Raw genomic sequence first — 23987 nt, 5'->3', positions numbered from 1 at the left:
CCCAAACGGCTTGCAGGAGAATCCCTCTACGCTCTTTGTCGCGGTTTTGCGACAAGCAGGTGTCAAAAATTCATTCAAATTTCAGAATTTTTTTGGTGCTGTTGCGACTCAGTTAACGCCAGCAGCGCTGCGAAGACGACCAGCGAGGAGAGCCATCCGAGCGTGACATCGGAGAGATAGTGTGCGCCGAAGGACAGCCGCAGGGCCGGGGTCAGGATGGAGACGGCGACGATCGGGGGCACCAGAGCATAGCGCAGCGATTTCGGAACGAAGAGCAGCAGGCAGAACAGCCAACCGGCGCTCGCCGCCTCGCCGGAGACAAAGGAGCAGTTGGAGACGCATTTGCCGGCAAGCGAACCGGCCTCGACGAAATGCAGGGCGCCGCCGAAAATATCCGTCTGCACCGGCCGCGGCCGGCCCCAATGTTCCTTCAGGACGACGTTGACCAGCAGCACCGGGCCGATCAGCAGCGTTCCCAAGGCGACCTTAAGCTTGCGCGCCCGATCGGCATTGAAGGTCGCGCCATGCTGCTGGTAGCACTCGATCAATTTCCACAGCATCACGATCGCCACGACATAGGGGAGGCGGAAGAAGATGGTGCGCAGCAGGTCGAAGTTCCCCGAGTCACGATAGGGAAAACCGCCGCAGATGCTTCCGGCAGCGGCGGTCACGTCACAATCGGTGCCAAGGAAAAAAAGCTGGGAAAAATAGATGTCGATCCCGGGGAAGGCGCGGAAGACGATCAGCAGCCCCCACCACGCCCAGAACAACAGCATGAATGCACCGAAAGTCGTCTTCGGCAGGCGGATCACCGAGCTCCGCCATCGATTTTTCGAAAAATCTGTCAACGCGAATATCTACGAAACTGACGGAAACATGTGGGCCTGGACGGCCGCGAGCGACCATAACAAGTGTCGCAAGCCATTGACAGACCCGGCAAACGCGAAATTATCCGCCAGGGACGGATTTCCAAGAATCCCAGCGGAGAAGACATGTCAGCAAAGTTCGAAATTTCATTCGCGAAGTCGGCAAAGCTCAATAGTGGGCTGGCGATCCTGTTGAAGACCGTGGAGGCCGACGCCGCCGCCGGCGCTGAAACGGCCGATCCGGCAGGCGTGATCGCCAAGGCTACGAAGATCGCGCGATTCTCCGGAAAATCCATGGCCGCGCTCGATATCGTCGCCCCGGAAGGCGCGCCGGTGGAGCGCATCGTCGTTCTCGGCCTTGGCAAGGCGGCCGAACTTACCGCTCATGACTGGCTGAAGGCCGGCGGCGCTGCGGCATCGAAAATCAAGAATACCGACAGGGCGGCCGTCTTCCTCGACATCCCCGGCGTCGCGACGGACGCGCGCGCCGCCGCCGATTTTGCGCTCGGCATGCTGCTACGCGCCTACAGCTTCGATTCCTACAAGACAAAGAAGAACGACGACGAGGAGAAACCGGCGAAGTCCGTCAAGGTGACGATCGTCACCGCCGATGCGGGCGGCGCTAAGAAGGCGTTTTCCGATTCCGAAGCGATCGCAGGCGGCGTCAATCTCGCCCGTGACCTCGTCAACGAACCGCCGAACGCACTCGGCCCTGTCGAATTCGCCGCCAGGGCAAAGGAACTGGAAATGCTCGGCGTCGAGGTGGAGATCCTCACCGAGAAGGAAATGCGCCGTCTCGGCATGGGCGCCTTGCTCGGCGTCGCCCAGGGTTCCGTGCGCCCGCCGCGCCTGGCGGTCATGCAGTGGAAGGGCGGCAAGGGCAAGGATCGTCCGATCGCCTTCATCGGCAAGGGCGTCGTCTTCGACACCGGCGGCATTTCGATCAAGCCGGCCGCCGGCATGGAAGACATGAAGGGCGATATGGGCGGCGCCGCCGCCGTAACCGGCTTGATGCATGTGCTCGCCTCCCGCAAGGCCGCCGTCAACGCCGTTGGCATCATCGGCCTGGTCGAGAACATGCCTGATGGCAACGCCCAGCGTCCGGGGGACATCGTCACCTCCATGTCCGGCCAGACGATCGAGGTGATCAATACCGATGCCGAGGGCCGACTCGTGCTCTGCGACGCGCTTTGGTATTGCAATGATCGCTTCAAGCCGCAGTTCATGATCAATCTCGCCACCCTGACCGGCGCGATCGTCGTGGCGCTCGGCAATGTGCATGCCGGTCTGTTCTCCAATGACGATGAGCTCTCCGGCCAGCTGACGGCGGCCGGCCTTTCGACCAACGAGAAACTCTGGCGCATGCCGCTCGGCAAGGATTACGACAAGCTGATCGACAGCAAGTTCGCCGACATGAAGAACACCGGCGGCCGCCAGGCCGGCTCGATCACCGCAGCACATTTCCTCAAGCGTTTCGTGCAGGACACGCCCTGGGCGCATCTGGATATCGCCGGCACGGCGATGGGCTCGCCGCAGGACGAGATCAACCAATCCTGGGGATCGGGCTTCGGCGTGCGCCTGCTCGACGAGCTCGTTCGCACCCATTATGAAGCCTGATGACCGACATTCTCTTCTATCATCTGACCGAAACCAGGCTGGAAGACGCGCTTCCGCCGCTCATCGACAAAAGCGTCGAGCGCGGCTGGCGCGTCGCCGTTCAGACGCGTGAGCCGGCGCGGCGCGATGCACTCGATGCGCATCTATGGACGTTCCGCGAAGAGAGTTTTCTGCCGCACGGCACCGACGAGGCCGATTTCGCCGAGGACCAGCCGGTGCTTTTGACGGTCACGTCGGACAACGCCAATGCGGCCACGGTGCGTTTCATCGTCGACGGCGCCGAGCCGCCGCCGGCAGCCTCTTACGAGCGTATCGTCTTAATGTTCGACGGTCACGATCAGGAGCAACTGGAAGCAGCGCGCGCGCAATGGAAGAGGCTGAAAGGCGAGGGGCATAACCTCACCTATTGGCAGCAGACGCCGGAAGGGCGGTGGGAGAAGAAGGCCTGAGCAGGCCTCCAGAGTGGTCCTTGCTGTCAGGCTGACAGGCAAGGACCGCCAAGTGGCTCAATCGTGGAAGGCTTCGACGAATTTCCGCTTGCCGAGCATGAAGGCGTCGGCGACATGGCGCAGCGGCGCCAGATCGACATCCGATTTGCCGGCCTTGATGATTTCGGCGAAGCGACGGTAGAGCGAGGGATATTCCTGCTCCGGTTCGGCGAAGGTCAGCGTCCCGTTAATCGAAAGCTTGGCGCCGCCTTCGGCAAGCACCATCTGGCCGGCTGCCGTTTCGGCGACGATGTCCCAGCTCTGCTTGCCGGTCTGGCGCCAGTCGAATTCGGCGCGGACCGGCAGGCCGTCGGCATTGCGGAAATGAATGTCGGCGGCGATCGGCGCATCGCGGTTTTCGGGGAATTCGAGCACGGCCTCGGTGATGAAGATCGGCCGCGGCAGGATGTGGGTGACGATCGACAGCGCATTGATGCCGGGATCGAAAACGCCGAGACCGCCGGCCTGCCAGATCCATTCCTGGTTCGGATGCCAGTGGCGGACGTCTTCCTTCCAGATCACATGCACGCTCTCGATCGTCGTCGAGGCAAGAAACGCCTTGGCGGCTTCGACCGCCGGCGCATAGCGCGAATGCCAGCTGGCAAACAGCGACGCGCCCTGCTTTGCGGCAAGCGCCTCGAGGTCGGCGACTTCGCTCAGCGTCGCACCGGGCGGCTTTTCCAGGAAGACGTGTTTGCCGGCGACGAGCGCCTTATAAGCGGCCTCGTAGCGGTATTGCGGCGGCATGCAGAGCGAAACCGCATCGATCGAGGGCTCGGCGTCGAGCATCGCCTCGATCGTCGTATAGCTGTTGATGCCCTCGACCGTGCCGTGGCGGCTGGCCGTGGCGGCGAGCTTGAAATCGGCGTTCTTGGCGATGGAGGGGAGGTGCTGGTCGCGGACGATCTTGCCGACGCCCACGATGGCGAGATTGATAGGAGACATGGTGTTTCGCTCGAACCTGTGAAAAGTATGATTTATTGCGCTTCTTGTAGCAGAAAGAGGAGCGGCGACAAGCTCTCCTCCTTCATTCATTGCATCATCCTACCCCATGATGGCCCGTCTATCTCATGATAGTTTGGCGAAGGAAGCTGTAACCCATCGCCGCGCGGGCGGCGCGCTCTTGCGAATCGCCGTCGCCGCCATGCCCGCCCAGGCCGAATTCATGGAAGAGCGGCCTATGTCCTGCCTCCTCCAGCCGCGCGGCAAAACGGCGTGCATGCGAGGGATGCACACGGTCGTCATTGGTGGAGCTTTCGATATAGATCGGAGGATAGGCGATCTCGCTCGCCGGCCTGACATTGTGAAGCGGGGAATAACCGAGCATGAAGTCCCGATCCACCGAGACCTCCGGATCGCCATATTCGTCCATCCAGGCTTGCCCGGCGCTGAACAGATGGAAACGTGTCATATCGAGCACCGGCACCTGGCACCAGATCGCGCCGAAATCATGCGGATAGCGCGTCACCATCACGCCGGTCAGCAAGCCGCCATTGCTGCCGCCCTGGCAGGCGATCCGCGACGGCACGGTGTAGCCGCGGGCGACGAGATCGCGGGCGATGGCGACGAAATCGGCAAAGGCCCGGTCTCGCCCCTGCCGTTTGGCGCTGCGATACCAGTCGGGCCCGAATTCGCCACCGCCGCGGATATAGGCCTGTACATAGGCCCCGCCTTCTTCCAGCCAGCGACCGGTCACGCCGGAATAATTCGGCGACAGCGAAACATCGAAGCCGCCATAGCCGTAGATCAGCACCGGCAGCGCGCCCCTGGTCCACTGTCTCGGCAGGACCAGCCGATAGGCAACCCTCGTTCCGTCTTCAGAAACCGCCTCCAGTAGCTCGGATGACATGCCGGTGGCATCGAAATAGCTCGGCGCCACGGCGGTGAAGGCCGGCTCTGGCTGTTTGCTGCGATCGGAGAGTTCGAGGCGGTAGCAGGTGGGCGGCTGCAGGAAACCCTGACCGACAATGTAGAGCGTGTCGTCACCAAGATGCAGATCCGCATAGAGCGGCCTGAAATGCGCCGTCTGCATATCCGCCGGCAGCGCGATCTCGCGCTGTCGGGCATCGGGCCTCGTCAGGTCGAGCACCATGAGACGCGGACGCAGCCGATCGGAGATGATGAACACGCACCATTCACGCATCAGCATCATCTGCGAGACGGACTGGCCCTCGCCAGGCTGAAACAGGATCCGCTCCGGCCCGAGCGGACCTGTCGCCGAGCCGGGATCGAAGCGCTGCAGCACCAGGCTGCCGGTGGGAACGCGCTCATCGGTCTTTGCCCGCCAGAGGCAATGATCGTGATTGAACTGGAAGTCCGCTTCCTTGGGCAGATCGATGCGCCGCTGCGTGCCGTCGTCGGCAGTCAGGAAGGCGCTGGCGACGCCGATCTCATGGGCAGCGACGAAGATGTCGATCAATCCGGCATCCGCCGAGGTGCCCGACAGGGCAGGGTCGATAACGAGATTGAAGCCATAGACGTCCTCGTCGGCGGCTTCGAACATGACGGCGGCATCTTCCGGCCGCTGCCCGCGCTTCAGTCGCCGCCCGACGCGCGGCCATCCGGAGCGGGTTGCCGAAAATCGGTCGATCGAACCGAAATAGCAGATCTCGTCGCGGCTTAGCCAGTTGGCATGCGATCGTGCCGCCGGCGTGTCGAAGCCGCCCTCGACGATCTCTTTGCTCTCTGCGTTGAATTCGAGCAGGCGGAGAAGATCGGAGCCGCCGTCCGAAAGTGTGAGCAGCACGCGCGTCGGCTCCCACGGGCAGGTGACGACGCCGCGCCAGGTCCAGCGCTTGCCTTCACTGAGGCAGAAGGCGTCGAGGTCGAAGACCACCTCCCAACCGGCCTCCGGCAGCGGCTGCTGATCGGCCGGCAGACGCAGCCAGACGCCGAGCGGATTGTCCTTGCTCTGCCGGAAATCGAACAGCCAGCCGCCGCGGCGCATCGCCACGATCAGCCGGTCCTGCCGCTCGATCAGGGTTTTGATCGCGTCGCGATCCCTGGCGAATTCCGGCGTTCTCAATACCGCGTCGGACAGCGCGTTATGTTCGTCGATGAACTGGCGGGTGCGCGGATCCTCGTCCGCTTCGAGATGAAGGTTCATGTCCCTACCGGCTTCAGTTGACGTCGATCAGATCTAGGCAGCCGGTCTCGAGTTGACAACCCGCGTTCGCGGGTCATCACGAAATCGGCCGAAGCGACGAGGTTGTTGGGGGGGCGCGTCTTCTTGAACTTCAGCGTCACGACCTTGTAGCCTTCGGCTTCGAGTTTCGAAAGCAGGGTCGGCAACATCTTCGCCGTGCGCTTGTGGATGTCATGCATGAGAATGATGCCGTGGCCGCGCTTGTGCAACTGGTCCATCGTCCGCTGCGTTACGGAGGCCGGCGTCGTGGTGAAATAGTCCTTGCTGTCGATGTCGAGATCCATGACCACCATGTCGCGCATGGCGAGGGTGGCGCGACTGTGGCTATCCCGCCATCGCTTCTTCGTATTCCGACGACAGCATCAGCCATTCTTCCTCGGCAGCAGCGAGTTTTGCCGCGGCCTCGCCGCGCTGCTTTGCCTTTTCGGCGGCCTTGGCGGGCGTTTTCTCGTAGAGGGCGGGATTTGCAAGTTCCGCGTCAAGCGCCTGAATCTGTTTCTCCAGCTTGGCCGTCAAGGATTCGATTTCGTTGATCTTTTTCTTCAGCGGCGTCAGCGAAGCGCGCCGCTCCGCATTGAGCTTGCGTTGATCGGCCTTGGAGGTCGCATCGTCAGCCGGCTGCAGCTTTTCTTCTTTTTTTTTGCCCGAGGCGACGATCAGGTCGCGATATTCGTCCATATCGCCTTCGAAGGCGGTGACGGTGCCGCCGTTGACCAGCCAGAGCCGGTCGACCGTCGCCTCGATCAGGTGACGGTCGTGCGAGATCAGGATGACGGCGCCTTCGTAATCGTTCAGCGCCTCGATCAGTGCGCGCCGGCTGTCGATGTCGAGATGGTTGGTCGGCTCGTCGAGGATGAGCAGGTTCGGCGCATGGAAGGCGGCAAGCCCCATCAGCAGGCGGGCTTTTTCGCCGCCGGAAAGATCCTTGGCGGCGGTAGCCATCTTCTCGGTCGCCAGTCCCATCTGGGCGACACGGGCGCGCACTTTGGCCTCCGGGTCGCCAGGCATCAGCCGCCGCACATGCTCCACCGCCGACTGCTCGGGGATAAGGTCGTCGAGCTGGTGCTGCGCGAAAAAGCCGATCTTCAGGGAGGGTGCGAGCTTCACTTCGCCACTCTCCGGGGCAAGCCTGCCGGAGATGAATTTCGCGAAGGTTGATTTGCCGTTTCCGTTCGAACCGAGAAGGGCGATGCGATCGTCATTGTCGATGCGCAGATTGAGGTTCTTCAGGATCGGTTTGCCTGGCTGGTAGCCGACGGCGCCGCCCTGGACCGCGACGATCGGCGATGCCGGCTGCTTTTCGGGCTCGGGAAAGGTGATCGGCTGTACGTGGTCCTCGATGACGGCCGCAACCGTGCCCATGCGCTCGAGCGCCTTGACGCGCGACTGCGCCTGCCGGGCCTTGGAGGCCTTGGCCTTGAAGCGATCGATGAAGCTCTGCAGATGTTTGCGCGCCGCCTCGTTCTTGGCCTTGGCCTTCGTCTGGAGTTCGTCGGCTTCCGCCTTCTGCCGCTCGAACTGATCGTAATTGCCGCGGTAGAAGGTGAGCTTTTTCTGGTCGAGATGGACGATGGAATTGACCGCATTGTTCAAGAGGTCGCGATCGTGGCTGATGATGATCACAGTGTGCGGATAGCGGCGGATGTAATCCTCCAGCCACATCGTGCCTTCGAGGTCGAGATAGTTGGTCGGCTCGTCGAGCAGAAGCAGGTCCGGCTCGGCAAACAGCACGGCGGCGAGCGCCACGCGCATGCGCCAGCCGCCCGAGAAGGAGGAAGCGGGACGGGCTTGCGCGTCCCTGTCGAAGCCGAGGCCGGCAAGAATGCTCGCGGCGCGCGCCTCGGCCGAATGCGCGTCGATATCGACGAGGCGCATCTGGATTTCGGCGATGCGGTGCGGATCGCTTGCCGTTTCCGCTTCGGCAAGCAGGGCCGCGCGCTCCTTGTCGGCGGCAAGCACGATCTCGATCAGGGGCTGCTCGGTCCCCGGCGCTTCCTGGGCCACCTGGCCGATGCGTGCCGCCTTCGGGATCGACACCGATCCGGTCTCCGAGCCGAGATCGCCGGTAATGACGCGAAACAGCGTGGACTTGCCGGCGCCGTTACGGCCGACGAGGCCGGCCTTGGTGCCCGAAGGCAGCGACAGGCTGGCATTGTCGAGAAGCAGGCGCCCGGCTATGCGGGCGGAAATTTCGGTGAGCGTGATCATGGCCGGCGTTTTGGCCGAAAGCGCCGGCCAAGGCAAGAGCGCTTGGCGCCGGTCAGCTTGCTTGCCGGCCCGGCAAGGCTCTTATCCGCCGCAAGAGATCGAAACCGCCTCAGCGGCCGAAGGCCTGCACCGGCTGGCGCGGGTTCGATTGAGCGGCGAGAAGGGCGACGCGGGCATTGGCCTGCAATTGCCCCGGTGTTGCCGCGTCCGTGCTGAGCGCCACGCCGACCGAGATGGTCAGCCTGCCGCTATCGCCCTTGTCTGAGGTCGCGAAGACCAGATTGTCTTCGACGGAGGCGCGCAGGCGCTCGGCAATCGCCATCGCATCCTGCATGCCGACATTGGAAAACAGCAGGGCGAATTCGTCCGCCTCGGTGCGGGCGACGAAGTCGTTCTTCTTGACCGATTTTTGGAAGAGGCCGGCGAGCTTCTTCAGGATCTTGTTGCCGGCCGGCGTGCCATATCTCTCATTGAGATCGGTGAAATTGTCGACATCGACCATGACAAGCGCACTGCCGGCGGCACCCTCTTCGCGCTCGTAGAGGTCGGCGATCACGCGGTTGAGCGCGATGCGATTGGGAAGTCCGGTGATCCTGTCGGCGACGGCGGCCGCCTGCATCGCCGAAATGCCGCGCTCGAGCGTTTCCAGCCTCTTGATATCATCCGCCAGCCTGGCGCCGATTTGCATTTCCGCCGACGATACGCTCGTCAGCGAGGCCGAGAGATAGTCGAGCTCGCCGATGAAGGCGGCAAGGCTCTGGTCCTCATGGCTGGAGACGGATTTCAGGATCGTGTCGCAGGCGCGCGCAAAGGCATCCCGGTACCGCATCCCTTCGGCAAGCCTCTCCGCTACCTCACGCAGCAAACGGCTCGCCTCGTTGCGCGACGTCTCGCCTGCCAGCCCGCAATGGCCGACGAGGCGGTATTTCAGCCCGAGCTCGTCAAGCAACGCTTGGTGCGGGTGAGGCCCGAGCGCAGCGATATCCTGGGCGAGACCTGCGTTGAGCCCGACGATTGCCTCATGGAAGAGTTCATAGTTGCGCGGCAGCCCGGCGACGTTGAGACGCGCCATGTGCTGGGCGATCTTCTGGATGTCCGCGATGGGCCCAGGGCGTGTCTCGCGCGGCACCAATGCGTTTGCGCTTGCATTCTGCATGACGATCCCTCGCGGCCCCGGCCTTTTCCGTCATTCCGCTATGCCCGCAAGCTTTTAAGAGAGGCTGAATCTGAGGGTGGGAAGCGCTGGATTCCAGGCGCAACCGGTAAAGGCGGTTAATGCCCTGTTGATACGGAGACGCTCACATCCACTCGCGGCCCTCGCTGCGCAGGAAATAGATCAGGTCGAGCCCAAGGCTCGGCTTGCCGAGCGCCGTCAGCGTCATGTGGCACTGGCCGCGATGGTGGGTCTGGTGGTTGAAGAGATGGGAGAGCGCGGTCCACAGCGGCTGTGTAATCGCGATCGGTTGGCTCACCGGCGAGTAGGTGAAGTTGGCAGCAAGGCTTGTCTCGTCCAGCGTGCCCGTCCAGCCAATGATCCGCTCGTCCTCTGCCTTGCGTGCAACGGCAAGCGCATCGAACTCCTCGAAAAGCACGGCATCGAGGCTCATCGGCGCCTCGCCGGTGCCGGTGAAGCGCTTCATCCATATTCGGTCGGCAACGAGCAGATGGTTGAGGGTTCGATGCAGCGAGCCGAAGAAGGCGCCGCGGTCGCTGCGGAATTCCGCATCGCTGAGTTCGGCCGCCGCCGCATAGACCTGGGCATTGGCCCAGCGATTATAGGCGGCGAACATCCTGTAGTGCCTGAGCATGTGCTCCTCCTGTCCTGGGAAGGGCAATCAAGAGCCTTTCCTGGTTAGATTGAATCATTCTGTTGGCTCAAACGGAGTCGGATGGTCGACCGGCCGGCGCGCGTCGTAGCCCAGCTCTACGGCCAAGCCGGCCGGTCGATCAGCCGGCCCGTTTCAGCCAACCCTCCCGCAGATTTGCCTGGCAAATCTGCAAGACTCAAAAGCGCCGGACGCACTTATCGCTTCGCCATAGCGAAGCGGTGCGGCCGGTGGGCCGGGCATCTTTCCGCCAGGATCAGAGGCGATCGGCTCGGACATACCTGGGGGTATGCCCATCGCCAATCGCCTCTGCCCTGACGAAAACCTGCTCCGGCAGAATGCTTCAATCTAACCAGGAAAGGCTCTAGCTTGCTTCCGCAGAAATCGCAGTGATGACGCCATGAAATTTCCTGATTTGATCGCGGGCGCGTTCTGTCGTCGAATGCAGGGAGTTGCGATCACGAAAGGACTGTCATGACCAGAGCTCTCTATTCCCTCTGCGGCGCCGATGAGCGGCGCTTCTTTTCGCCCCATTGCTGGAAGGCGGTGATGGCGCTGGCGCATAAGGGACTCGATTTCGAAGAGATTCCGACGACCTACGCCCGCATCCGCGAAATCGGCGGCGGTGTCTCGCCGACTCTGCCCGTCCTCGACGACAATGGCAGGCTGATCCCCGACAGTTTCGCCATCGCTCTCTATCTGGAGGAGGCCTATCCGACGCGGCCGTCGCTCTTCAACGGCGAGGGCGGCAAGGCGCTGTCACGCATGGTGGAAGGCTATTCGCAGATGATCATCCATCCGGCGATCATGCGGATCGGGCTTCTCGACATCCATGCGATCCTCGACGAGGGAGACAAGGCCTATTTCCGTGAAAGCCGCGAGGCTCGTCTTGGCAAATCGTTTGACGTCATTGCCGCCGATAGCGAGGCGGAGAAAGCCGCCTTCGGCGCCAAGCTGGAGCCGCTGCGGCATATGCTGAAGTTCCAGCCCTTCATCGGCGGGCAGACGCCGCTCTTTGCCGACTATATCGTCTTCGGCGCGCTGCAATGGCTGCGTGTCTGCACCGGCCTTGCAATGCTCGCGGCCGACGATCCGGTCCTGGGCTGGTTCGAACGCTGCCTCGATCTTCATGAAAGCCGCGGCCGGACTGTGACAGCGGCGTGAAATTGCCGCCTACCTCTTGTTTTCGGGCGTTGGGGCGGGTAAAGACCGCCCACTTTTCCCGAGAAAACAGAGGATTTGACTATGGCGATTGAACGCACCTTCTCGATGATCAAGCCGGACGCAACCAAGCGCAACCTGACGGGTGCCATCACCAAGATGCTCGAAGATGCCGGCCTGCGCGTCGTCGCCTCGAAGCGCGTCTGGATGAGCCGCCGCGAAGCCGAAGGCTTCTACGCCGTTCACAAGGATCGTCCCTTCTTCGGCGAACTGGTCGAAGGCATGACCTCCGGCCCGACCGTCGTCCAGGTTCTGGAAGGCGAAGGTGCCATCCTGAAGAACCGCGAGATCATGGGCGCGACCAACCCGGCAAACGCTGATGAAGGCACGATCCGCAAGGTTCATGCGCTGTCGATCGGCGAAAACTCGGTTCACGGCTCGGACGCTCCGGAAACCGCTGCCCAGGAAATCAAGTACTGGTTCTCCGACACCGAAATCGTCGGCTGAGGCCATAGGTCGGCATTCGCTTCCAATGCCTTGAATTGACTCTCGAAAGCCGGGGCTTCGCTCCGGCTTTTTTATGCCGGGCATTTGTCGGTGTTCGAGAAATCGACGCTGCCGTCCGGCTTGAAGACCTCCGGGTTCTTGTCATAAAACGCACCCAGGACGAGCGGCTTGCTCGGCAGCACGGTCTGGTCGAGGTCGGAGCGGAACTGCGTCTTCAATTCCTGCAGCACCTTGCCGTCCTTGTCGACCAGCCGGATGCTGACGGAATAGGGGCGGTCCTTGCGCACGCAATGCAGGTTTTGGCTCTGCAGCGCGATCTTGTCGTCGATCGGGTAGACTTTCTGGTTCAGCACCAGCGGCGCGCCGCCCTGAGGATTTTCGAATTCGGCGATGATGACCGAGCCGTCAGGGATGGGACCGGTCTTCTTCAGCGTCAGCAGATAGGTGGCGCTCGCTACCCGATAGTTGAAGACGAACAGATGGCCAGTGACCTCGACCAGATTCTCGGCCTCGCGCCGGCAGGCGGACAGCACGAGGCCGATTGCTGTCGCCGTGACGATCAGATGTTTCCGCATGGGATTTCCTCCTTCTTGCGGCGATAATGCCGGTTCGCCTTGGCGCGGTTGCCGCAGACCGCCATGTCGCACCAGGCCCGGCTCCTGTTCTTGCTGCGGTCGATAAACAGCCAGCCGCAATTGCCGCAGATCTTCATGCGTTCCGAATCGGGCATGGCGATCAGTCGCAGCACCGAATGGGCGGTCGCCGCCGCCACGCTGCCGGGGTTTGCTTCGCGCAGCACCTTCGCTACCGCCTCCAGCAGTGCCGCCAGCGATTGGTCGTCGCCGCCCGTCAGTATACGCTCGCGGAAATAGAGGTCGATCGCTTCCCGCAGCGCGATGAAATCCGCCTCGTTTTCCTTAGCCACCGGGGCGATATTGCCGAAGAGGGCGCGTTCGGCGCAGAATTCGGCGGCAGCGTGCGGAAAGTCGCGCATCTGATTGCTGACAGCGAAGCGGTCGATCCGCCGTGCTGCATCGTGGCGCAGAACGACGCTGTTGGCGACATCGAGCGCCAATGCGCCGCCGGCAAAACGGTGAGGGGTCCAGGAAAAGCTCATCATAAAATTATAACTGGTGAAATGAGTTTTACCAGTTATAATTTTGGTGACGCGGAGTGTCCGGAATGGCCTATCTTCTGCAGCAGCTGGCGAATGCGGTTCCGCTTGCCGCCCTCTATGCCGCGCTCGCCTTCGGTTATGCCGTCGCCTTCGGCGTCACCAAGCGAGCCGATATCACCTATGGGGCGATCTTCGCCTTCTCCGGCCAGATCCTGCTGCTTTTCACCGAGCTCGCCTTCAACCGCTTCTGGCTGGTGCTGCCGGCCGCCCTTGCCGTCGGCGCCTGTGCCGCGATCGCCTATTCGCTGGCGGCGGGCATCTGGATCGGCCGCTCGATCATGCTGCCGCTGGTCAGCAAGTCGCCGAACACAGTCATCGTCGCTGCCCTCGGCATCATGATCGTGCTGATGGAAACCGCCCGGCTCGCCGCCGATACTAGGGCGATCTGGCTGCCGCCGTTTCTGAACGACACGGTCGTCTTCTGGAGCGATGGGCCGTTCGAGGTGACGCTCACCCATATCCAGCTGATCGATACCGCACTGATGGCGGCCATCGTCGCAGTGGGTACGCTGATCCTCCGGCGCACCGCCTGGGGCCGCCTCTGGCGCGCGGTCACCGACGATCCACTGGCCGCCGAGCTCTGCGGCACCAGCGCCAGCCGCGTCTTCCTCGTCGCCTATGTGGCCGCCGCCCTCGTTGCCACGATCTGCGGCATCCTCGCCACTTTCTATTACGGTTCGATGGATTTCGGCGCCGGCCTGATGTTCGGGCTGAAGGTGCTGCTGATCGCCGCTGTCGGCGGCTATTCCGATCCGCTGCGCTCGGCCGGCGGCGCCGCCGGGCTTGCCGTCGTCGAAACCCTATGGGGCGCCTACGGCCCCTTCGTCTGGCGCGATCTCGTCATCTTCTCGCTGCTCGTCCTATTGCTGGTCATGAGCCGCAGGGAGCGCGTGGTGCTCTGAGCAATTCCAGCAAAAGTGCGCAGCGGTTTTGCGTCCGGAATTGCGTAAAACAAGAAGAGCAGCGCATTTCCGTTGCTCGGATAATCAGGAAATGCGCTGATTTATTTCCACTTGTCGCGCGCCGCGTCGTCGGCGTCTTTCGCCGCGACCCAGTCGCCGGCAGCGCCGTCCTTGCCGTGTTCTTTCTTCCAGAAAGGGGCCGCGGTCTTCAGGAAATCCATGACGAAGTTGGCGCCGTCGAACGCCGCCTGCCGGTGCGGCGCGGCCGCAACGACGAGGACGATATTCTCGCCCACAGCGATCTTGCCGTAGCGGTGGATCGCAGTCAGGCCAAGCAGCCCGAAACGCTCGACGGCAAGTTTGCCGATGCGGGCCATCTCGGCTTCGGCCATGCCGGGATAATGCTCGAGTTCCAGCGCCGCCAGCACACCGCCGTCATCGCGGCAGAGGCCGGAGAAGGTAACGACCGCGCCGATGCCGGGCTTGCCCTTGGAGAGCAGGTCGACTTCGGCCTGCAGGTCGAAGTCGTCGCGCTGGACGCGGATGGTGGGGGTGATGGTCACCACAGGGGCCTCCGCTGCTTTGATGCGCTGCCGTATCCCCAACCTCCCTCATTCCTGTGCTTGTCACAGGAATCCAGCCACCGCGCGTCGGCGCGGTGAATGACTTTTTCCTTTTGGCAAGTGCTTCTCTCGCGCCCAAGGACTTGGGCGCACTGGATTCCTGTGACAAGCACAGGAATGAGGGAGAGAAGGGAAAACGCAGTCGTACCCATTGGCAGCTTTCCAAAGCCCAGGCGGATGAGTCTTATCCCCCCGTCATCGGCGGAAAAATCCCAATCTCGCGGGCGCCCGATATCGGCTCGTCATGCTGGACATGCTCCATATCGAGCGCCACCCTGATCACCTCGGGATATTGAAGTGCGGCCTCATATTCTTCGCCCAGCGTCTTCAAATGATTCAGAAGATCGGCGACGGTGACGACGGAGGAGGGGAGGTCGATCTCCTCCTCACCCTTGCCGATGCGCTCGCGCACCCAGGCGAAATAGACAAGCCGCGTCATTCCTCGTCATCCACGATATGTTTCAACCCGGCGCGGAAATAGTCGTAGCCGGTATAGATGGTCAGCAATGCTGCGATCCACAACAGTGCGATACCGGTCTGCGTCGTATAGGGGAAAATCTCGTCGCCGGCAGGACCCGCGAGCAGGAAGGCGATGGCGACGAGCTGCAGCGTCGTCTTCCATTTGGCAATACGTGTCACCGGCACGCTGACCTTCAGCGCCGCCAGATATTCACGCAGGCCGGACACCAGGATCTCGCGGCAGAGAATGGTGATCGCCGCCCAGATCGACCAGCCGGCGATGGTCTGGTCGGCCGCGACCAGCAGCAGGATCGAGGCGACCAGCAGTTTGTCGGCGATCGGATCGAGCATGCGGCCGATATTCGACGTCTGGTTCCAGATGCGGGCGAGATAGCCGTCGAGGAAATCGGTGAGCGAGGCGATGATGAAGATCCACAGCGCCACCCAGCGCGCCGTATTGCTGATCGACAGCCTGCCCTCGATGAAAAAGCAGAGCACGATCACCGGCACGGCAAGGATGCGGCCGTAAGTCAGAAGGTTGGGAAGGCTGTACGCACGCGATGCCATGGATCGTTTCTCTGATTGATGCGCCGCGATAGCGCCGCGCGTCTTGACGAAAATCGATTCCGATTTTCGGGCCGATGCCGTAGATGACGGCTTTGAGCGTAGACCGTCAACATTGTTTCTGTCTTTTCGTCCCCTTTGCGTGGAATTTGCGACGGACGGCGGTTATTTCGCGGCGTCGTCGTGGAAATGGTTGTAGACCTGCTTGGCAACGGCCTCCGAAATGCCTTCTACCGCCATCAGGTCGGACAGAGCGGCGCGCGAAACCGCTTTCGCGGTGCCGAAATGCTGCAGCAGCGCCCGCTTGCGCGACGGGCCGATGCCGCCGATCTCGTCGAGCGGGTTCTTGACCATTTCTTTCTTGCGCCGCGCCCGGTGCGAGCCGATCGCGAAGCGATGCGCCTCGTCGCGCATGCGCTGGATGAAGTAGAGCACCGGATCGCGCGGCGGCAGCGTGAAGCTCTCGCGCCCTGGCGGAAAAAAACGCTCGCGCCCGGCATCGCGGTCGACACCCTTGGCTATGCCGATCGCCATGACGCTGTCAGTGATGCCGAGCTCGGCGAGGATGGCGCGCACCGCCGTCATCTGCCCCTGGCCGCCATCGATCAGGATCACATCGGGCCAGGCTGGGAAGGGCATGTCGGCGGCGTCGGCAGCAGCTGCCTGCGCCGTCCGGTCGGGAATGCCTTCCTCCTTGATCAGCCGCGAGAACCGCCGTGTCATCACCTCTTTCATCATGCCGAAGTCGTCGCCGGGAGTGATGTCGGTCGATTTGATGTTGAACTTGCGGTACTGGTTCTTCACGAAACCTTCCGGCCCCGCCACTACCATGCCGCCGACGGCATTGGTGCCCATGATATGTGAGTTGTCGTAGATTTCGATGCGCTGCGGCGCATAGGCAAGCCCGAAGGTCTCCTTGAAGCCCTCGAGCAGTCGTGACTGCGACGCCGTCTCGGCAAGCTTTCGCCCATGCGCCTCGCGCGCATTGCCGATGACGTGCTCGACGAGATCGCGCTTTTCGCCCCGCTGCGGCACGAGGATGGAAACCTTGTGACCGGCCTTTTCGCTGAGTGCGGCGGCGAGCAGTTCCAGTTCCTCGACCGTCTCCGACAGCATGATCTGCTTCGGCACCGGCTTGTCGTCGTAAAACTGCGCCAGAAAAGCATTCAGCACTTCGGCGCCGGAAAGCTGCGGGTCGGCCTTCGGAAAATAGGCGCGGTTGCCCCAGTTCTGACCGGTGCGGAAGAAGAAGACCTGGATGCAGGAGACGCCGCCTTCGTGATGGATGGCGAAAACGTCCGCTTCCTCAACGCCGGCCGGATTGATGCCCTGGTGGCTCTGCACATGCGAAAGTGCCGCCAGGCGATCGCGATAGATCGCCGCCCGCTCGAAGTCGAGATCCTCGGCGGCCTGGTTCATCGCTTCGGCCATATGCGACTTCACCTTCTGGCTTTTGCCCGAAAGGAAGTCCTTCGCCTCCTGCACCAGTTCGGCGTAACCCTCGTCGCTGACCTCATGGGTGCAGGGCCCGGAGCAGCGCTTGATCTGATAGAGCAGGCAGGGGCGGGTGCGCGTTTCGAAGACGCTGTCGGTGCAGGTGCGGATCAGGAAGGCGCGTTGCAGCGAATTGATCGTCCGCCCGACCGCGCCCGCCGACGCGAAAGGTCCGAAATAGTCGCCCTTTCGCGCCCTGGCGCCGCGATGCTTGAAAATCGCCGGCGCCCGGTGATCGCCGGTGATCAAAATATAGGGAAACGACTTGTCGTCGCGCAGCAGCACGTTAAAGCGCGGCCGCAAGCGCTTGATCAGATTCGCTTCCAAGAGCAGCGCTTCGGTTTCCGTGCGCGTCGTCACGAATTCCATATTCGCCGTCTGGCGCACCATCTGGGCAATGCGGTTGGAATGCACGCGGCCGACCGCGTAATTGCCGACACGCTTCTTCAGGCTGCGCGCCTTGCCGACATAAAGTACGTCACCTTCGGCATTGAACATGCGGTAGACGCCGGGACTGTTCGGCAGGCGTTTGACGAATTCGCCGATCAGTTCGGCGCCGATGAGCCCAGTCTCGTTGAGGCTGCCGGCGTTCCAGTCGACCGCCGCCGCGAGGGGGGCGGCGGAAACCTCGCCTTCCACCTCGATCTCGTCTTCGCTCTCATCCGTTTCGTCGTAGAGAACGCCGCCATCCAGCAGCTTTCGTCCGTTCATTCCGTAATCTCCGCCACATCGGGCGTCTGCCAGGCGAGGTGCTGGCCGCCGTCGAGGGCAATCATCTGGCCGGTGATCGAGGGCGTGTCGAAGAGGAAGCGAATCGTTCGTCCGAACTCGCCGAATCCCGGCCCCGCCTTCATGATAAGCCCGTCGATCTGAGCCTGGAAGTCCTCTTCCGATTGCCGCGCGCTGCGCACCGTCGGGCCGGGGCCGATGGCGTTGACGCGCAGCTTCGGCGCAAAGGTCTGCGCCATCGTCTGCGTCGCCGTCCAGAGTGCCGCCTTGGAGAGCGTATAGGAATAGAAGCCCGGATTGAGCGCCCAGACGCGCTGGTCGATGATGTTGACGATCAGTCCGGTCGCATCATCAGGCAGCTGTTCGGCAAAGGCTGCGGCAAGAATCGAGGGCGCGCGCACATGGATATCGAAATGCTGCGCCCATGCTTCCGCATCGAAACTGCGGGCCGAATCCTGACGGAAGATCGAGGCGTTGTTGACGAGCAGATCGATCGGACCGAGCGCCTCCGCCGCTCTTTTTATGAGGGCGCCGGTTTCGCCGCTATCGGTAAGGTCGGCTTTGAGCGCGAGCGCCCGATATCCCTTCCGCCGCAATTCCGCCGCCAGTTCTTCGGCTTCGCCGAGGGAGCCGTTCGCGTGAATCGCAACGGAAAAGCCATTTGCAGCAAGGTCTTCGGCAATTGCCCGGCCTATTCTCTTGGCAGCCCCCGTTATCAGGGCCGCGCGAAGTCTTTCGTCGTTCAAAATCTAGCCTTCTGATCCCGCGAGTCTGTTTGTCGACTATATAGGGGCGGGCGGAGATTATATAAATAGGCCGCTGCGGTTGCCATCGTTGCCCTGATATTCTATGTATTATTTAAGAATGCGATTTCCTAAAATAAGTATTTTTAGTTTAACCCTTCAGTAGGGTTAATGAAGTGTATGTTGCGCTCAAGCAACATCGAATTTCAGCCATGTGGCCGCCACAATGATATCACAATTTGGCTCTTTCAAATCCGCATTTCAGTTTCAATTTCAGTCCCGATCCGGAAGGGACATCTGGCAATTTCCCCGCCAATGCTTCGCTGATAGACAGATGAAAAGCGGCGCGGGACTGAAAGGAGAAAAGTATGCGTGTACTCATTGCTGGCCTCATGGCCTCTGCTTTTGCAATCGCGGGCGTCTCGGCAGCTCAGGCGGCCGATGCCGTCGATCAGGTTCCGGAAGCACCGGTCGCCCAGGACGCCCCGGTCAAGCCGGCCGGCAACTGGGAGGGCTTCTACCTCGGCGGCGCCGGCACCTACAACATGGGTGACTTCGGTTCCGACCGTCACACCTATGGTTTCGGCGGCCAGGTCTTCACCGGCTATAACTGGCAGGCCGGCCAGATCGTCTACGGCGTTGAATCTGACCTCGGCTACAGCGGCGACGACGTTTCCTCGGGCGGCGTCGAGAACAAGTATGGCTGGAACGGCTCCGTCCGTGGCCGCGTCGGCTACGACATGAACCCCTTCCTGCTCTACGGTACCGCCGGTCTTGCCCTCGGCAACATCAAGGTTTCCGATGACACCTCGGACGAAAGCAAGACGGCTTACGGCTATACGGTCGGCGCCGGCGTCGAAGCCTTCGTGACTAACAACATCACGACGCGCCTGGAATATCGCTACACCGACTACCAGAGCAAGGATTACGACCTCGACTCCGGCAGCTTCTCGCGCGGTTACGACGAGAACAGCGTCAAGCTCGGTATCGGCGTCAAGTTCTAAGCCGACTGGACAGAAATACGAGGAAGCCGGGCACGTCGCCCGGCTTTTTTGTTGGCTCGATCCTCGTAAATCGGCTGCCGGATCAGGCGCTGGCCTTGAGCTCGCTATGAGCGGGGAATTTCTTTTCGAATTGCTCCAGCCAGTCGATCAACGGTCCATGATCGGCTTCCCACTGGTCTTTGAAGCGCAGGTCGAGATAGTCGAGCATGGCGGCGAGTGCAAAATGCCCGCCATTGAGCTTCTTTCCGAGTTTCGGCGGCTTGGCGCTGAGATGGGCAAGCCCGGCCGTCACCTTCTTCCATTGCCGGTCGATCCAGGGCTGATGGACCTTTTCCTCGTCGCGGAAGCGCCGCTCGTAGACGATCGTGAGCAGGCAGTCGCAAATGCCGTCGCACAGTGCTTCGAGCACTTCTGCATCCGTGCGTTTGCCATTTTTGGAAGGATAGAGCCCGCCCTTCGTCAGCCGGTCGAAATAATGCATGATTGCCACGCTGTCGAAGATCGACGCCCCGTCATCCGTCAGAAGCGTCGGAATTTTCCCGAGTGGATTGTTGTCCACCAGGATCGCAGGCCCGGTATTGGTGTCGACTCGGACGGCGTTCAGCTCGATACCGAGGAAATGCGCGGCCATCCGCACCTTGCTGGAATAGGGCGATGCGGGCGAACAGAGGAGCTTCATGGGACACCTGACGAGATTGTGAATGGCGCGGACTATCCCCGAAGCCGATGGTAGGGTCAATCGCCCTTGGCCGTCTTGTTCTCGCCGCGCAGCCAGAAGGCGCGTTGCGAGGCGAAGCGGTCCTGCGCCAGGTGGTCCTTCAGCGCGGGAAGCATCTGGTGCAACTCGTCCTTCAGGGTGAAGGGCGGATTGACGATGACGAGGCCTGAGCCGGTCAGTCCTGTCGTGCCGCGATCGCTGCGCACGGTCAGTTCGGCGCAGAGCATTTTCGGAATGTCGAGCGCCTGCAGCGTCTCGTGGAATTCCTTGATCGGCGCGCCCTTCTTCAGCGGATACCACAGGCAATAGGTGCCGCCGGGAAAGCGCCGATAGGCCCTCTCCAGCCCCTTGGCCAGGCGCTGATATTCGTCCTCTTCCTCGAAGGGCGGATCGACGAGCACGATTCCGCGCTTTTCCTTCGGCGGCAGATGCGCGCCGAGCGCCAGCCAGCCGTCGAGTTCGGTGATGCGCGCATGGTGATCGCCTTCGAACAGCCGGTGCAGACGCGCATAGTCCTCGGGATGCAGCTCCATCGCCGACAGCCTGTCCTGCGGCCGGAACAGCATGCGCGCCAGTTTCGGCGATCCGGGATAAAAGCGGATGCCGCCCTCCGGATTGAGTTCGCGAATTGCCGAGAGGTAGGGTTCCAGCAGCTCGGAAACCTGCGGTCCGAGGTCGGCCTCCATCAGCTTGCCGATGCCCTCAAGCCATTCGCCGGTTTTCTGCGCCTCCTCGGAGGAAAGGTCGTAGAGGCCGATGCCGGCATGCGTGTCGAGCACGCGGAAGCCGCCATCCTTCTTCTGCATGTAGCGGATCAGCCGCGCCAGCACGGCATGTTTCAGCACATCGGCAAAATTGCCCGCATGGTAGATGTGGCGGTAGTTCATTTTCGCTGATGTCCGTATGAATTCGCGTCATGGGGAGTTTTTCTGGCTTTTGGCCATTCAAGCCTTGGAATATACAAATGCCATGAACATTGCGACCCCCATCGACGCCAAATCCCCGAAGCCGGACACCAGGCTGGGCCACACGGCCTGCCCGCACGACTGTCCCTCCACCTGCGCGCTGGAGGTCGAACTATTTGAGGATGGCCGCATCGGCCGCGTGCGCGGCGCCAATGATCATTCCTACACCGCGGGCGTCATCTGCGCCAAGGTCGCCCGTTATGCCGAGCGGCTCTATCATCCCGACCGGCTGATGTATCCCTTGCGCCGCAGCGGTGCCAAGGGGGCAGGGCAATGGCAGCAGATTTCCTGGGACGATGCGCTGGACGAGATCGCCGAAGCCTTCGTGAAGGCCGAGGCTAAAGACGGCAGCGAGGCCATCTGGCCCTATTTCTACGCCGGCACCATGGGCTGGGTACAGCGCGATTCGATCGACCGCCTGCGCCACGCCAAGCGCTATTCCGGCTTCTTCTCCTCGATCTGCACCAATCCGGCCTGGACCGGCTTCACCATGGCGACCGGCACGCTGCGCGGCCCCGATCCGCGCGAGATGGGCCGAACCGATTGCGTCGTCATCTGGGGCACCAATGCGGTCTCGACACAGGTCAACGTCATGACCCACGCCATCAAGGCGCGCAAGGAGCGCGGCGCCAAGATCGTCGTCATCGACATTTACGACAACCCGACGATGAAGCAGGCCGACATGGCCTTGATCGTCGGGCCCGGCACCGATGCGGCACTTGCCTGCGCCGTCATGCACGTCGCCTTCCGCGACGGCTATGCCGACCGGAATTACATGGCGCGCTATGCCGACGATCCCGCCGGCCTCGAAGCGCATCTGAAAACCAGGACGCCGCAATGGGCGGCCGAGATCACCGGCCTTTCGGTCGAAGAGATCGAAGCCTTCGCCCGCCTTGTCGGCACGACGAAGAAGACCTTTTTCCGCCTGGGCTACGGCTTCACCCGCCAGCGCAACGGCGCGGTCGCGATGCATGCGGCCGCCTCGGTCGCCACCGTCCTCGGCTCCTGGCAATATGAGGGCGGCGGCGCCTTCCATTCCAACAGCGATATCTTCCGCATGAACAATGCGGAACTGACCGGCCGGTCGATGAAGGATGCCGATATCCGCATGCTCGATCAGTCGCAGATCGGCCGCGTTCTCACCGGCGACCCCGTGGCGCTGCGCCATCGAGGCCCGGTGACGGCGATGCTGATCCAGAACACCAATCCGGCAAACATCGCCCCCGAGCAGCGCCTGGTCAGGCGCGGCTTTGCCCGCGACGACCTGTTCGTCGCCGTGCACGAGCAGTTCATGACCGAGACGGCCGAGATTGCCGACATCGTCATCCCGGCAACGATGTTCGTCGAGCATGACGACATCTACCGGGCCGGCGGCCAGAATCATATCCTGCTCGGGCCGAAGCTGGTCGAGCCGCCGCCGAGCGTGCGCACCAATCTCTTCGTCATCGAGGAACTGGCAAAACGCCTCGAGGTCGCCGATCGCCCGGGCTTCGGTTTTTCCGCCCGCGAGATGGTCGACCGCATCCTGAAATCGAGCGATCTGCCGGATTACGATCACTTCCTCGAGCATAAATGGTTCGACCGTCAGCCGGCCTTCGAAGAGGCGCATTTCCTGAACGGGTTTGCCCATCCGGACGGCAAATTCCATTTCCGTCCGGACTGGATAAACCAGCCGGCGCCGAACAAGCCCCCGGCGGCGATCGGCGCGCTCGGGCCGCATGCGGAGCTTCCCGTTTTTCCGGATCAGGTCGATGTCATCGAGGTCGCCGATCCCGAGCATCCCTTCCGTCTCGCCACATCGCCCGCCCGCAACTTCTTGAATTCGAGTTTCTCCGAAACCAAGACCTCCCGCCAGAAAGAGGGCCGCCCCGAAGTGATGATCAATCCCGCCGACGCCGAAGCCAGCGGCATTTCCCATGGCGATCTCGTCCGCATCGGCAATAGCCGCGGCGATCTGCGGATCCACGCCCGCATCACGACTGAGGTGAAGTCGGGCGTGCTGATCGCGGAGGGCCTCTGGCCGAACAAGGCGCATGTCGACGGCGAGGGCATCAACGTGCTGACCGGCGCCGACCCCGTGGCGCCCTATGGAGGGGCGGCCGTACACGACAACAAAGTCTGGCTTCGCAGGGACACAGCATGACGCAGCCGAAATCACGCATGAAGATCGTCAGCGAGCAAACGCTGTCGAATGGCTGGACACGATTGAGTAGCTACCTGCTCGATTACATCGATCGCAAGGGCGCGACCCAGCAGCTGAAGCGGGAGGTCTATCACCGCACGCCCGCCGCCTGCATCCTGCTCTATGATCCCAAACGCGACGTCGTCGTTCTCGTCCGCCAGTTCCGGCTTGCCGTGCATCTGAACGGCGATCCCGCCTGGATGATCGAGGTGCCGGCCGGCTTGCTCGATGACGATCATCCCGAACAGGCGATCCGCCGCGAGGCGATGGAAGAAACCGGTTACCACCTGCGCGACGCGAGTTTCCTCTTCAAATGCTACCCGTCGCCCGGCGCCATCACCGAAGTCGTCCACTTCTTCGTCTCGCTGATCGACATAACCGACCGCGTGGCGGAAGGCGGTGGCCTGGACGAGGAGCACGAGGATATCGAGGTTCTCGAAATCCCGCTCGATGAGGCCGCCCAGATGATCGAAAACGGCGAGATCTTCGACGCCAAGACGATCATGCTGCTGCAATGGGCTCTGTTGAACAGGAATAAACTTCGATAGCGGATGAGCGGTCTCGAGCAACCCGCCGGGTTGGACTCAGGACGGTTTCGCTATCGCGGTT

Annotated in this window: 23 protein-coding genes and 1 pseudogene; 8 read left to right on the top strand and 16 right to left on the bottom strand. The window is 62.0% G+C overall.

Annotated elements, in window-relative coordinates:
• Nucleotides 1-74: 74 nt before the first annotated feature.
• Nucleotides 75-848: a phosphatase PAP2 family protein gene (locus C4N04_RS01340; RefSeq protein ID WP_096769379.1), complete on the bottom strand. Its 774-nt coding sequence runs from the start codon at nt 846-848 to the stop codon at nt 75-77.
• 144 nt (nt 849-992) lie between these two features.
• On the opposite strand from C4N04_RS01340, the gene C4N04_RS01335 reads away from it, so the two are divergent.
• Together C4N04_RS01335 and C4N04_RS01330 are read left to right on the top strand one after the other, a co-directional pair.
• On the top strand, nt 993-2483 hold the full coding sequence (locus tag C4N04_RS01335) for a leucyl aminopeptidase (protein ID WP_096769378.1): 1491 nt from the start codon (nt 993-995) through the stop codon (nt 2481-2483).
• Complete coding sequence (locus C4N04_RS01330; protein WP_106795274.1) at nt 2483-2932, top strand: DNA polymerase III subunit chi; 450 nt, start codon at nt 2483-2485, stop codon at nt 2930-2932. Before C4N04_RS01335 ends, C4N04_RS01330 begins: the two co-directional genes overlap by 1 nt.
• Before the next feature lie 57 nt (nt 2933-2989).
• On the opposite strand, the gene C4N04_RS01325 is transcribed toward C4N04_RS01330, so the two are convergent.
• From C4N04_RS01325 to C4N04_RS01300, 6 genes and pseudogenes are all read right to left on the bottom strand, one after another.
• Entirely contained in the window at nt 2990-3916 is a 927-nt protein-coding gene (locus C4N04_RS01325; RefSeq protein WP_096769376.1) for a Gfo/Idh/MocA family oxidoreductase, read from the bottom strand.
• Nucleotides 3917-4034: 118 nt separating this feature from the next.
• Nucleotides 4035-6077: a prolyl oligopeptidase family serine peptidase gene (locus tag C4N04_RS01320; protein WP_106795273.1), complete on the bottom strand. Its 2043-nt coding sequence runs from the start codon at nt 6075-6077 to the stop codon at nt 4035-4037.
• A gap of 68 nt (nt 6078-6145) precedes the next feature.
• Nucleotides 6146-6445, bottom strand: a pseudogene (locus tag C4N04_RS01315) (polysaccharide deacetylase family protein); the annotation flags it as partial.
• Nucleotides 6441-8324, bottom strand: coding sequence for an ABC-F family ATP-binding cassette domain-containing protein (locus C4N04_RS01310; RefSeq protein WP_009996009.1), 1884 nt, complete (start codon nt 8322-8324; stop codon nt 6441-6443). The pseudogene C4N04_RS01315 and the gene C4N04_RS01310, both read right to left, overlap by 5 nt.
• Nucleotides 8325-8433: 109 nt before the next feature.
• Nucleotides 8434-9480: a GGDEF domain-containing protein gene (locus C4N04_RS01305; protein ID WP_106795272.1), complete on the bottom strand. Its 1047-nt coding sequence runs from the start codon at nt 9478-9480 to the stop codon at nt 8434-8436.
• Nucleotides 9481-9622: 142 nt separating this feature from the next.
• Entirely contained in the window at nt 9623-10132 is a 510-nt protein-coding gene (locus C4N04_RS01300) for a DinB family protein (protein ID WP_077993212.1), read from the bottom strand.
• A gap of 492 nt (nt 10133-10624) precedes the next feature.
• Here C4N04_RS01300 and C4N04_RS01285 point away from each other — a divergent pair, with 492 nt between their 5' ends.
• Nucleotides 10625-11314, top strand: a complete 690-nt coding sequence (locus tag C4N04_RS01285) for a glutathione S-transferase family protein (protein WP_009996178.1) — start codon at nt 10625-10627, stop codon at nt 11312-11314.
• A gap of 81 nt (nt 11315-11395) precedes the next feature.
• The gene (gene ndk / locus C4N04_RS01280; RefSeq protein ID WP_004680549.1) at nt 11396-11818 is read left to right on the top strand and encodes a nucleoside-diphosphate kinase; all 423 of its coding nucleotides are present in this window, start codon (nt 11396-11398) and stop codon (nt 11816-11818) included.
• Nucleotides 11819-11889: 71 nt separating this feature from the next.
• Here the strand turns inward: ndk and C4N04_RS01275 are convergent, their stop codons facing one another.
• Together C4N04_RS01275 and C4N04_RS01270 are read right to left on the bottom strand one after the other, a co-directional pair.
• The gene (locus tag C4N04_RS01275) at nt 11890-12393 is read right to left on the bottom strand and encodes a hypothetical protein (protein WP_009996181.1); all 504 of its coding nucleotides are present in this window, start codon (nt 12391-12393) and stop codon (nt 11890-11892) included.
• Nucleotides 12378-12935 (bottom strand): CGNR zinc finger domain-containing protein, encoded by a 558-nt coding sequence (locus C4N04_RS01270; RefSeq protein WP_077993426.1) that lies wholly within the window; start codon nt 12933-12935, stop codon nt 12378-12380. The genes C4N04_RS01275 and C4N04_RS01270 overlap by 16 nt, the downstream gene beginning before the upstream one ends.
• Before the next feature lie 65 nt (nt 12936-13000).
• Between C4N04_RS01270 and C4N04_RS01265 the strand changes: the two genes are divergently transcribed.
• Nucleotides 13001-13897: a branched-chain amino acid ABC transporter permease gene (locus C4N04_RS01265; protein ID WP_039618938.1), complete on the top strand. Its 897-nt coding sequence runs from the start codon at nt 13001-13003 to the stop codon at nt 13895-13897.
• 101 nt (nt 13898-13998) lie between these two features.
• On the opposite strand, the gene C4N04_RS01260 is transcribed toward C4N04_RS01265, so the two are convergent.
• The 5 genes from C4N04_RS01260 to C4N04_RS01235 form a co-directional block, all read right to left on the bottom strand.
• Entirely contained in the window at nt 13999-14460 is a 462-nt protein-coding gene (locus C4N04_RS01260) for a molybdenum cofactor biosynthesis protein MoaE (RefSeq protein WP_038692423.1), read from the bottom strand.
• 244 nt (nt 14461-14704) lie between these two features.
• Entirely contained in the window at nt 14705-14959 is a 255-nt protein-coding gene (gene moaD, locus C4N04_RS01250) for a molybdopterin converting factor subunit 1 (RefSeq protein ID WP_106795270.1), read from the bottom strand.
• On the bottom strand, nt 14956-15546 hold the full coding sequence (gene pgsA / locus C4N04_RS01245) for a CDP-diacylglycerol--glycerol-3-phosphate 3-phosphatidyltransferase (protein ID WP_064682126.1): 591 nt from the start codon (nt 15544-15546) through the stop codon (nt 14956-14958). Before pgsA ends, moaD begins: the two co-directional genes overlap by 4 nt.
• 162 nt (nt 15547-15708) lie before the next feature.
• Nucleotides 15709-17748: an excinuclease ABC subunit UvrC gene (gene uvrC, locus C4N04_RS01240; protein ID WP_077993214.1), complete on the bottom strand. Its 2040-nt coding sequence runs from the start codon at nt 17746-17748 to the stop codon at nt 15709-15711.
• Nucleotides 17745-18512, bottom strand: coding sequence for an SDR family oxidoreductase (locus C4N04_RS01235; protein ID WP_009992149.1), 768 nt, complete (start codon nt 18510-18512; stop codon nt 17745-17747). Before C4N04_RS01235 ends, uvrC begins: the two co-directional genes overlap by 4 nt.
• 365 nt (nt 18513-18877) lie before the next feature.
• Here C4N04_RS01235 and C4N04_RS01230 point away from each other — a divergent pair, with 365 nt between their 5' ends.
• Nucleotides 18878-19513: an outer membrane protein gene (locus tag C4N04_RS01230; protein WP_038688042.1), complete on the top strand. Its 636-nt coding sequence runs from the start codon at nt 18878-18880 to the stop codon at nt 19511-19513.
• Between the two features lie 82 nt (nt 19514-19595).
• Here C4N04_RS01230 and C4N04_RS01225 read toward each other — a convergent pair whose 3' ends face one another.
• Nucleotides 19596-20192 (bottom strand): glutathione S-transferase, encoded by a 597-nt coding sequence (locus C4N04_RS01225; RefSeq protein ID WP_077993215.1) that lies wholly within the window; start codon nt 20190-20192, stop codon nt 19596-19598.
• Nucleotides 20193-20248: 56 nt separating this feature from the next.
• Nucleotides 20249-21118 (bottom strand): 23S rRNA (adenine(2030)-N(6))-methyltransferase RlmJ, encoded by an 870-nt coding sequence (locus C4N04_RS01220; RefSeq protein WP_009990753.1) that lies wholly within the window; start codon nt 21116-21118, stop codon nt 20249-20251.
• Nucleotides 21119-21134: 16 nt separating this feature from the next.
• Here C4N04_RS01220 and C4N04_RS01215 point away from each other — a divergent pair, with 16 nt between their 5' ends.
• Together C4N04_RS01215 and C4N04_RS01210 are read left to right on the top strand one after the other, a co-directional pair.
• Nucleotides 21135-23339, top strand: a complete 2205-nt coding sequence (locus C4N04_RS01215; protein WP_077993217.1) for a molybdopterin oxidoreductase family protein — start codon at nt 21135-21137, stop codon at nt 23337-23339.
• Nucleotides 23336-23926 carry an NUDIX domain-containing protein gene (locus tag C4N04_RS01210; protein ID WP_077993219.1) on the top strand — a complete coding sequence of 197 codons (591 nt, stop codon included), beginning with the start codon at nt 23336-23338 and terminating at the stop codon, nt 23924-23926. The genes C4N04_RS01215 and C4N04_RS01210 overlap by 4 nt, the downstream gene beginning before the upstream one ends.
• The last annotated feature ends 61 nt before the right edge of the window (nt 23927-23987 follow it).

The sequence above is a fragment of the Rhizobium sp. H4 genome, assembly GCF_003013335.1.
In the GTDB taxonomy this organism is placed as follows: domain Bacteria; phylum Pseudomonadota; class Alphaproteobacteria; order Rhizobiales; family Rhizobiaceae; genus Rhizobium; species Rhizobium sophoriradicis.
The sequence above is the reverse complement of the archived record's forward strand: the minus strand, read 5'-3'. Positions and strand labels throughout refer to the sequence as shown.

What these genes read in the sequence shown, in the direction of transcription:
- C4N04_RS01335 (WP_096769378.1), top strand. Translation starts at nt 993, where the DNA reads ATGTCAGCAAAGTTCGAAATTTCATTCGCGAAGTCGGCAAAGCTCAAT.
- C4N04_RS01330 (WP_106795274.1), top strand. Translation starts at nt 2,483, where the DNA reads ATGACCGACATTCTCTTCTATCATCTGACCGAAACCAGGCTGGAAGAC.
- C4N04_RS01325 (WP_096769376.1), bottom strand. Translation starts at nt 3,916, where the DNA reads ATGTCTCCTATCAATCTCGCCATCGTGGGCGTCGGCAAGATCGTCCGC.
- C4N04_RS01320 (WP_106795273.1), bottom strand. Translation starts at nt 6,077, where the DNA reads ATGAACCTTCATCTCGAAGCGGACGAGGATCCGCGCACCCGCCAGTTC.
- C4N04_RS01310 (WP_009996009.1), bottom strand. Translation starts at nt 8,324, where the DNA reads ATGATCACGCTCACCGAAATTTCCGCCCGCATAGCCGGGCGCCTGCTT.
- C4N04_RS01305 (WP_106795272.1), bottom strand. Translation starts at nt 9,480, where the DNA reads ATGCAGAATGCAAGCGCAAACGCATTGGTGCCGCGCGAGACACGCCCT.
- C4N04_RS01300 (WP_077993212.1), bottom strand. Translation starts at nt 10,132, where the DNA reads ATGCTCAGGCACTACAGGATGTTCGCCGCCTATAATCGCTGGGCCAAT.
- C4N04_RS01285 (WP_009996178.1), top strand. Translation starts at nt 10,625, where the DNA reads ATGACCAGAGCTCTCTATTCCCTCTGCGGCGCCGATGAGCGGCGCTTC.
- ndk (WP_004680549.1), top strand. Translation starts at nt 11,396, where the DNA reads ATGGCGATTGAACGCACCTTCTCGATGATCAAGCCGGACGCAACCAAG.
- C4N04_RS01275 (WP_009996181.1), bottom strand. Translation starts at nt 12,393, where the DNA reads ATGCGGAAACATCTGATCGTCACGGCGACAGCAATCGGCCTCGTGCTG.
- C4N04_RS01270 (WP_077993426.1), bottom strand. Translation starts at nt 12,935, where the DNA reads ATGAGCTTTTCCTGGACCCCTCACCGTTTTGCCGGCGGCGCATTGGCG.
- C4N04_RS01265 (WP_039618938.1), top strand. Translation starts at nt 13,001, where the DNA reads ATGGCCTATCTTCTGCAGCAGCTGGCGAATGCGGTTCCGCTTGCCGCC.
- moaD (WP_106795270.1), bottom strand. Translation starts at nt 14,959, where the DNA reads ATGACGCGGCTTGTCTATTTCGCCTGGGTGCGCGAGCGCATCGGCAAG.
- pgsA (WP_064682126.1), bottom strand. Translation starts at nt 15,546, where the DNA reads ATGGCATCGCGTGCGTACAGCCTTCCCAACCTTCTGACTTACGGCCGC.
- uvrC (WP_077993214.1), bottom strand. Translation starts at nt 17,748, where the DNA reads ATGAACGGACGAAAGCTGCTGGATGGCGGCGTTCTCTACGACGAAACG.
- C4N04_RS01230 (WP_038688042.1), top strand. Translation starts at nt 18,878, where the DNA reads ATGCGTGTACTCATTGCTGGCCTCATGGCCTCTGCTTTTGCAATCGCG.
- C4N04_RS01225 (WP_077993215.1), bottom strand. Translation starts at nt 20,192, where the DNA reads ATGAAGCTCCTCTGTTCGCCCGCATCGCCCTATTCCAGCAAGGTGCGG.
- C4N04_RS01220 (WP_009990753.1), bottom strand. Translation starts at nt 21,118, where the DNA reads ATGAACTACCGCCACATCTACCATGCGGGCAATTTTGCCGATGTGCTG.
- C4N04_RS01215 (WP_077993217.1), top strand. Translation starts at nt 21,135, where the DNA reads ATGAATTCGCGTCATGGGGAGTTTTTCTGGCTTTTGGCCATTCAAGCC.
- C4N04_RS01210 (WP_077993219.1), top strand. Translation starts at nt 23,336, where the DNA reads ATGACGCAGCCGAAATCACGCATGAAGATCGTCAGCGAGCAAACGCTG.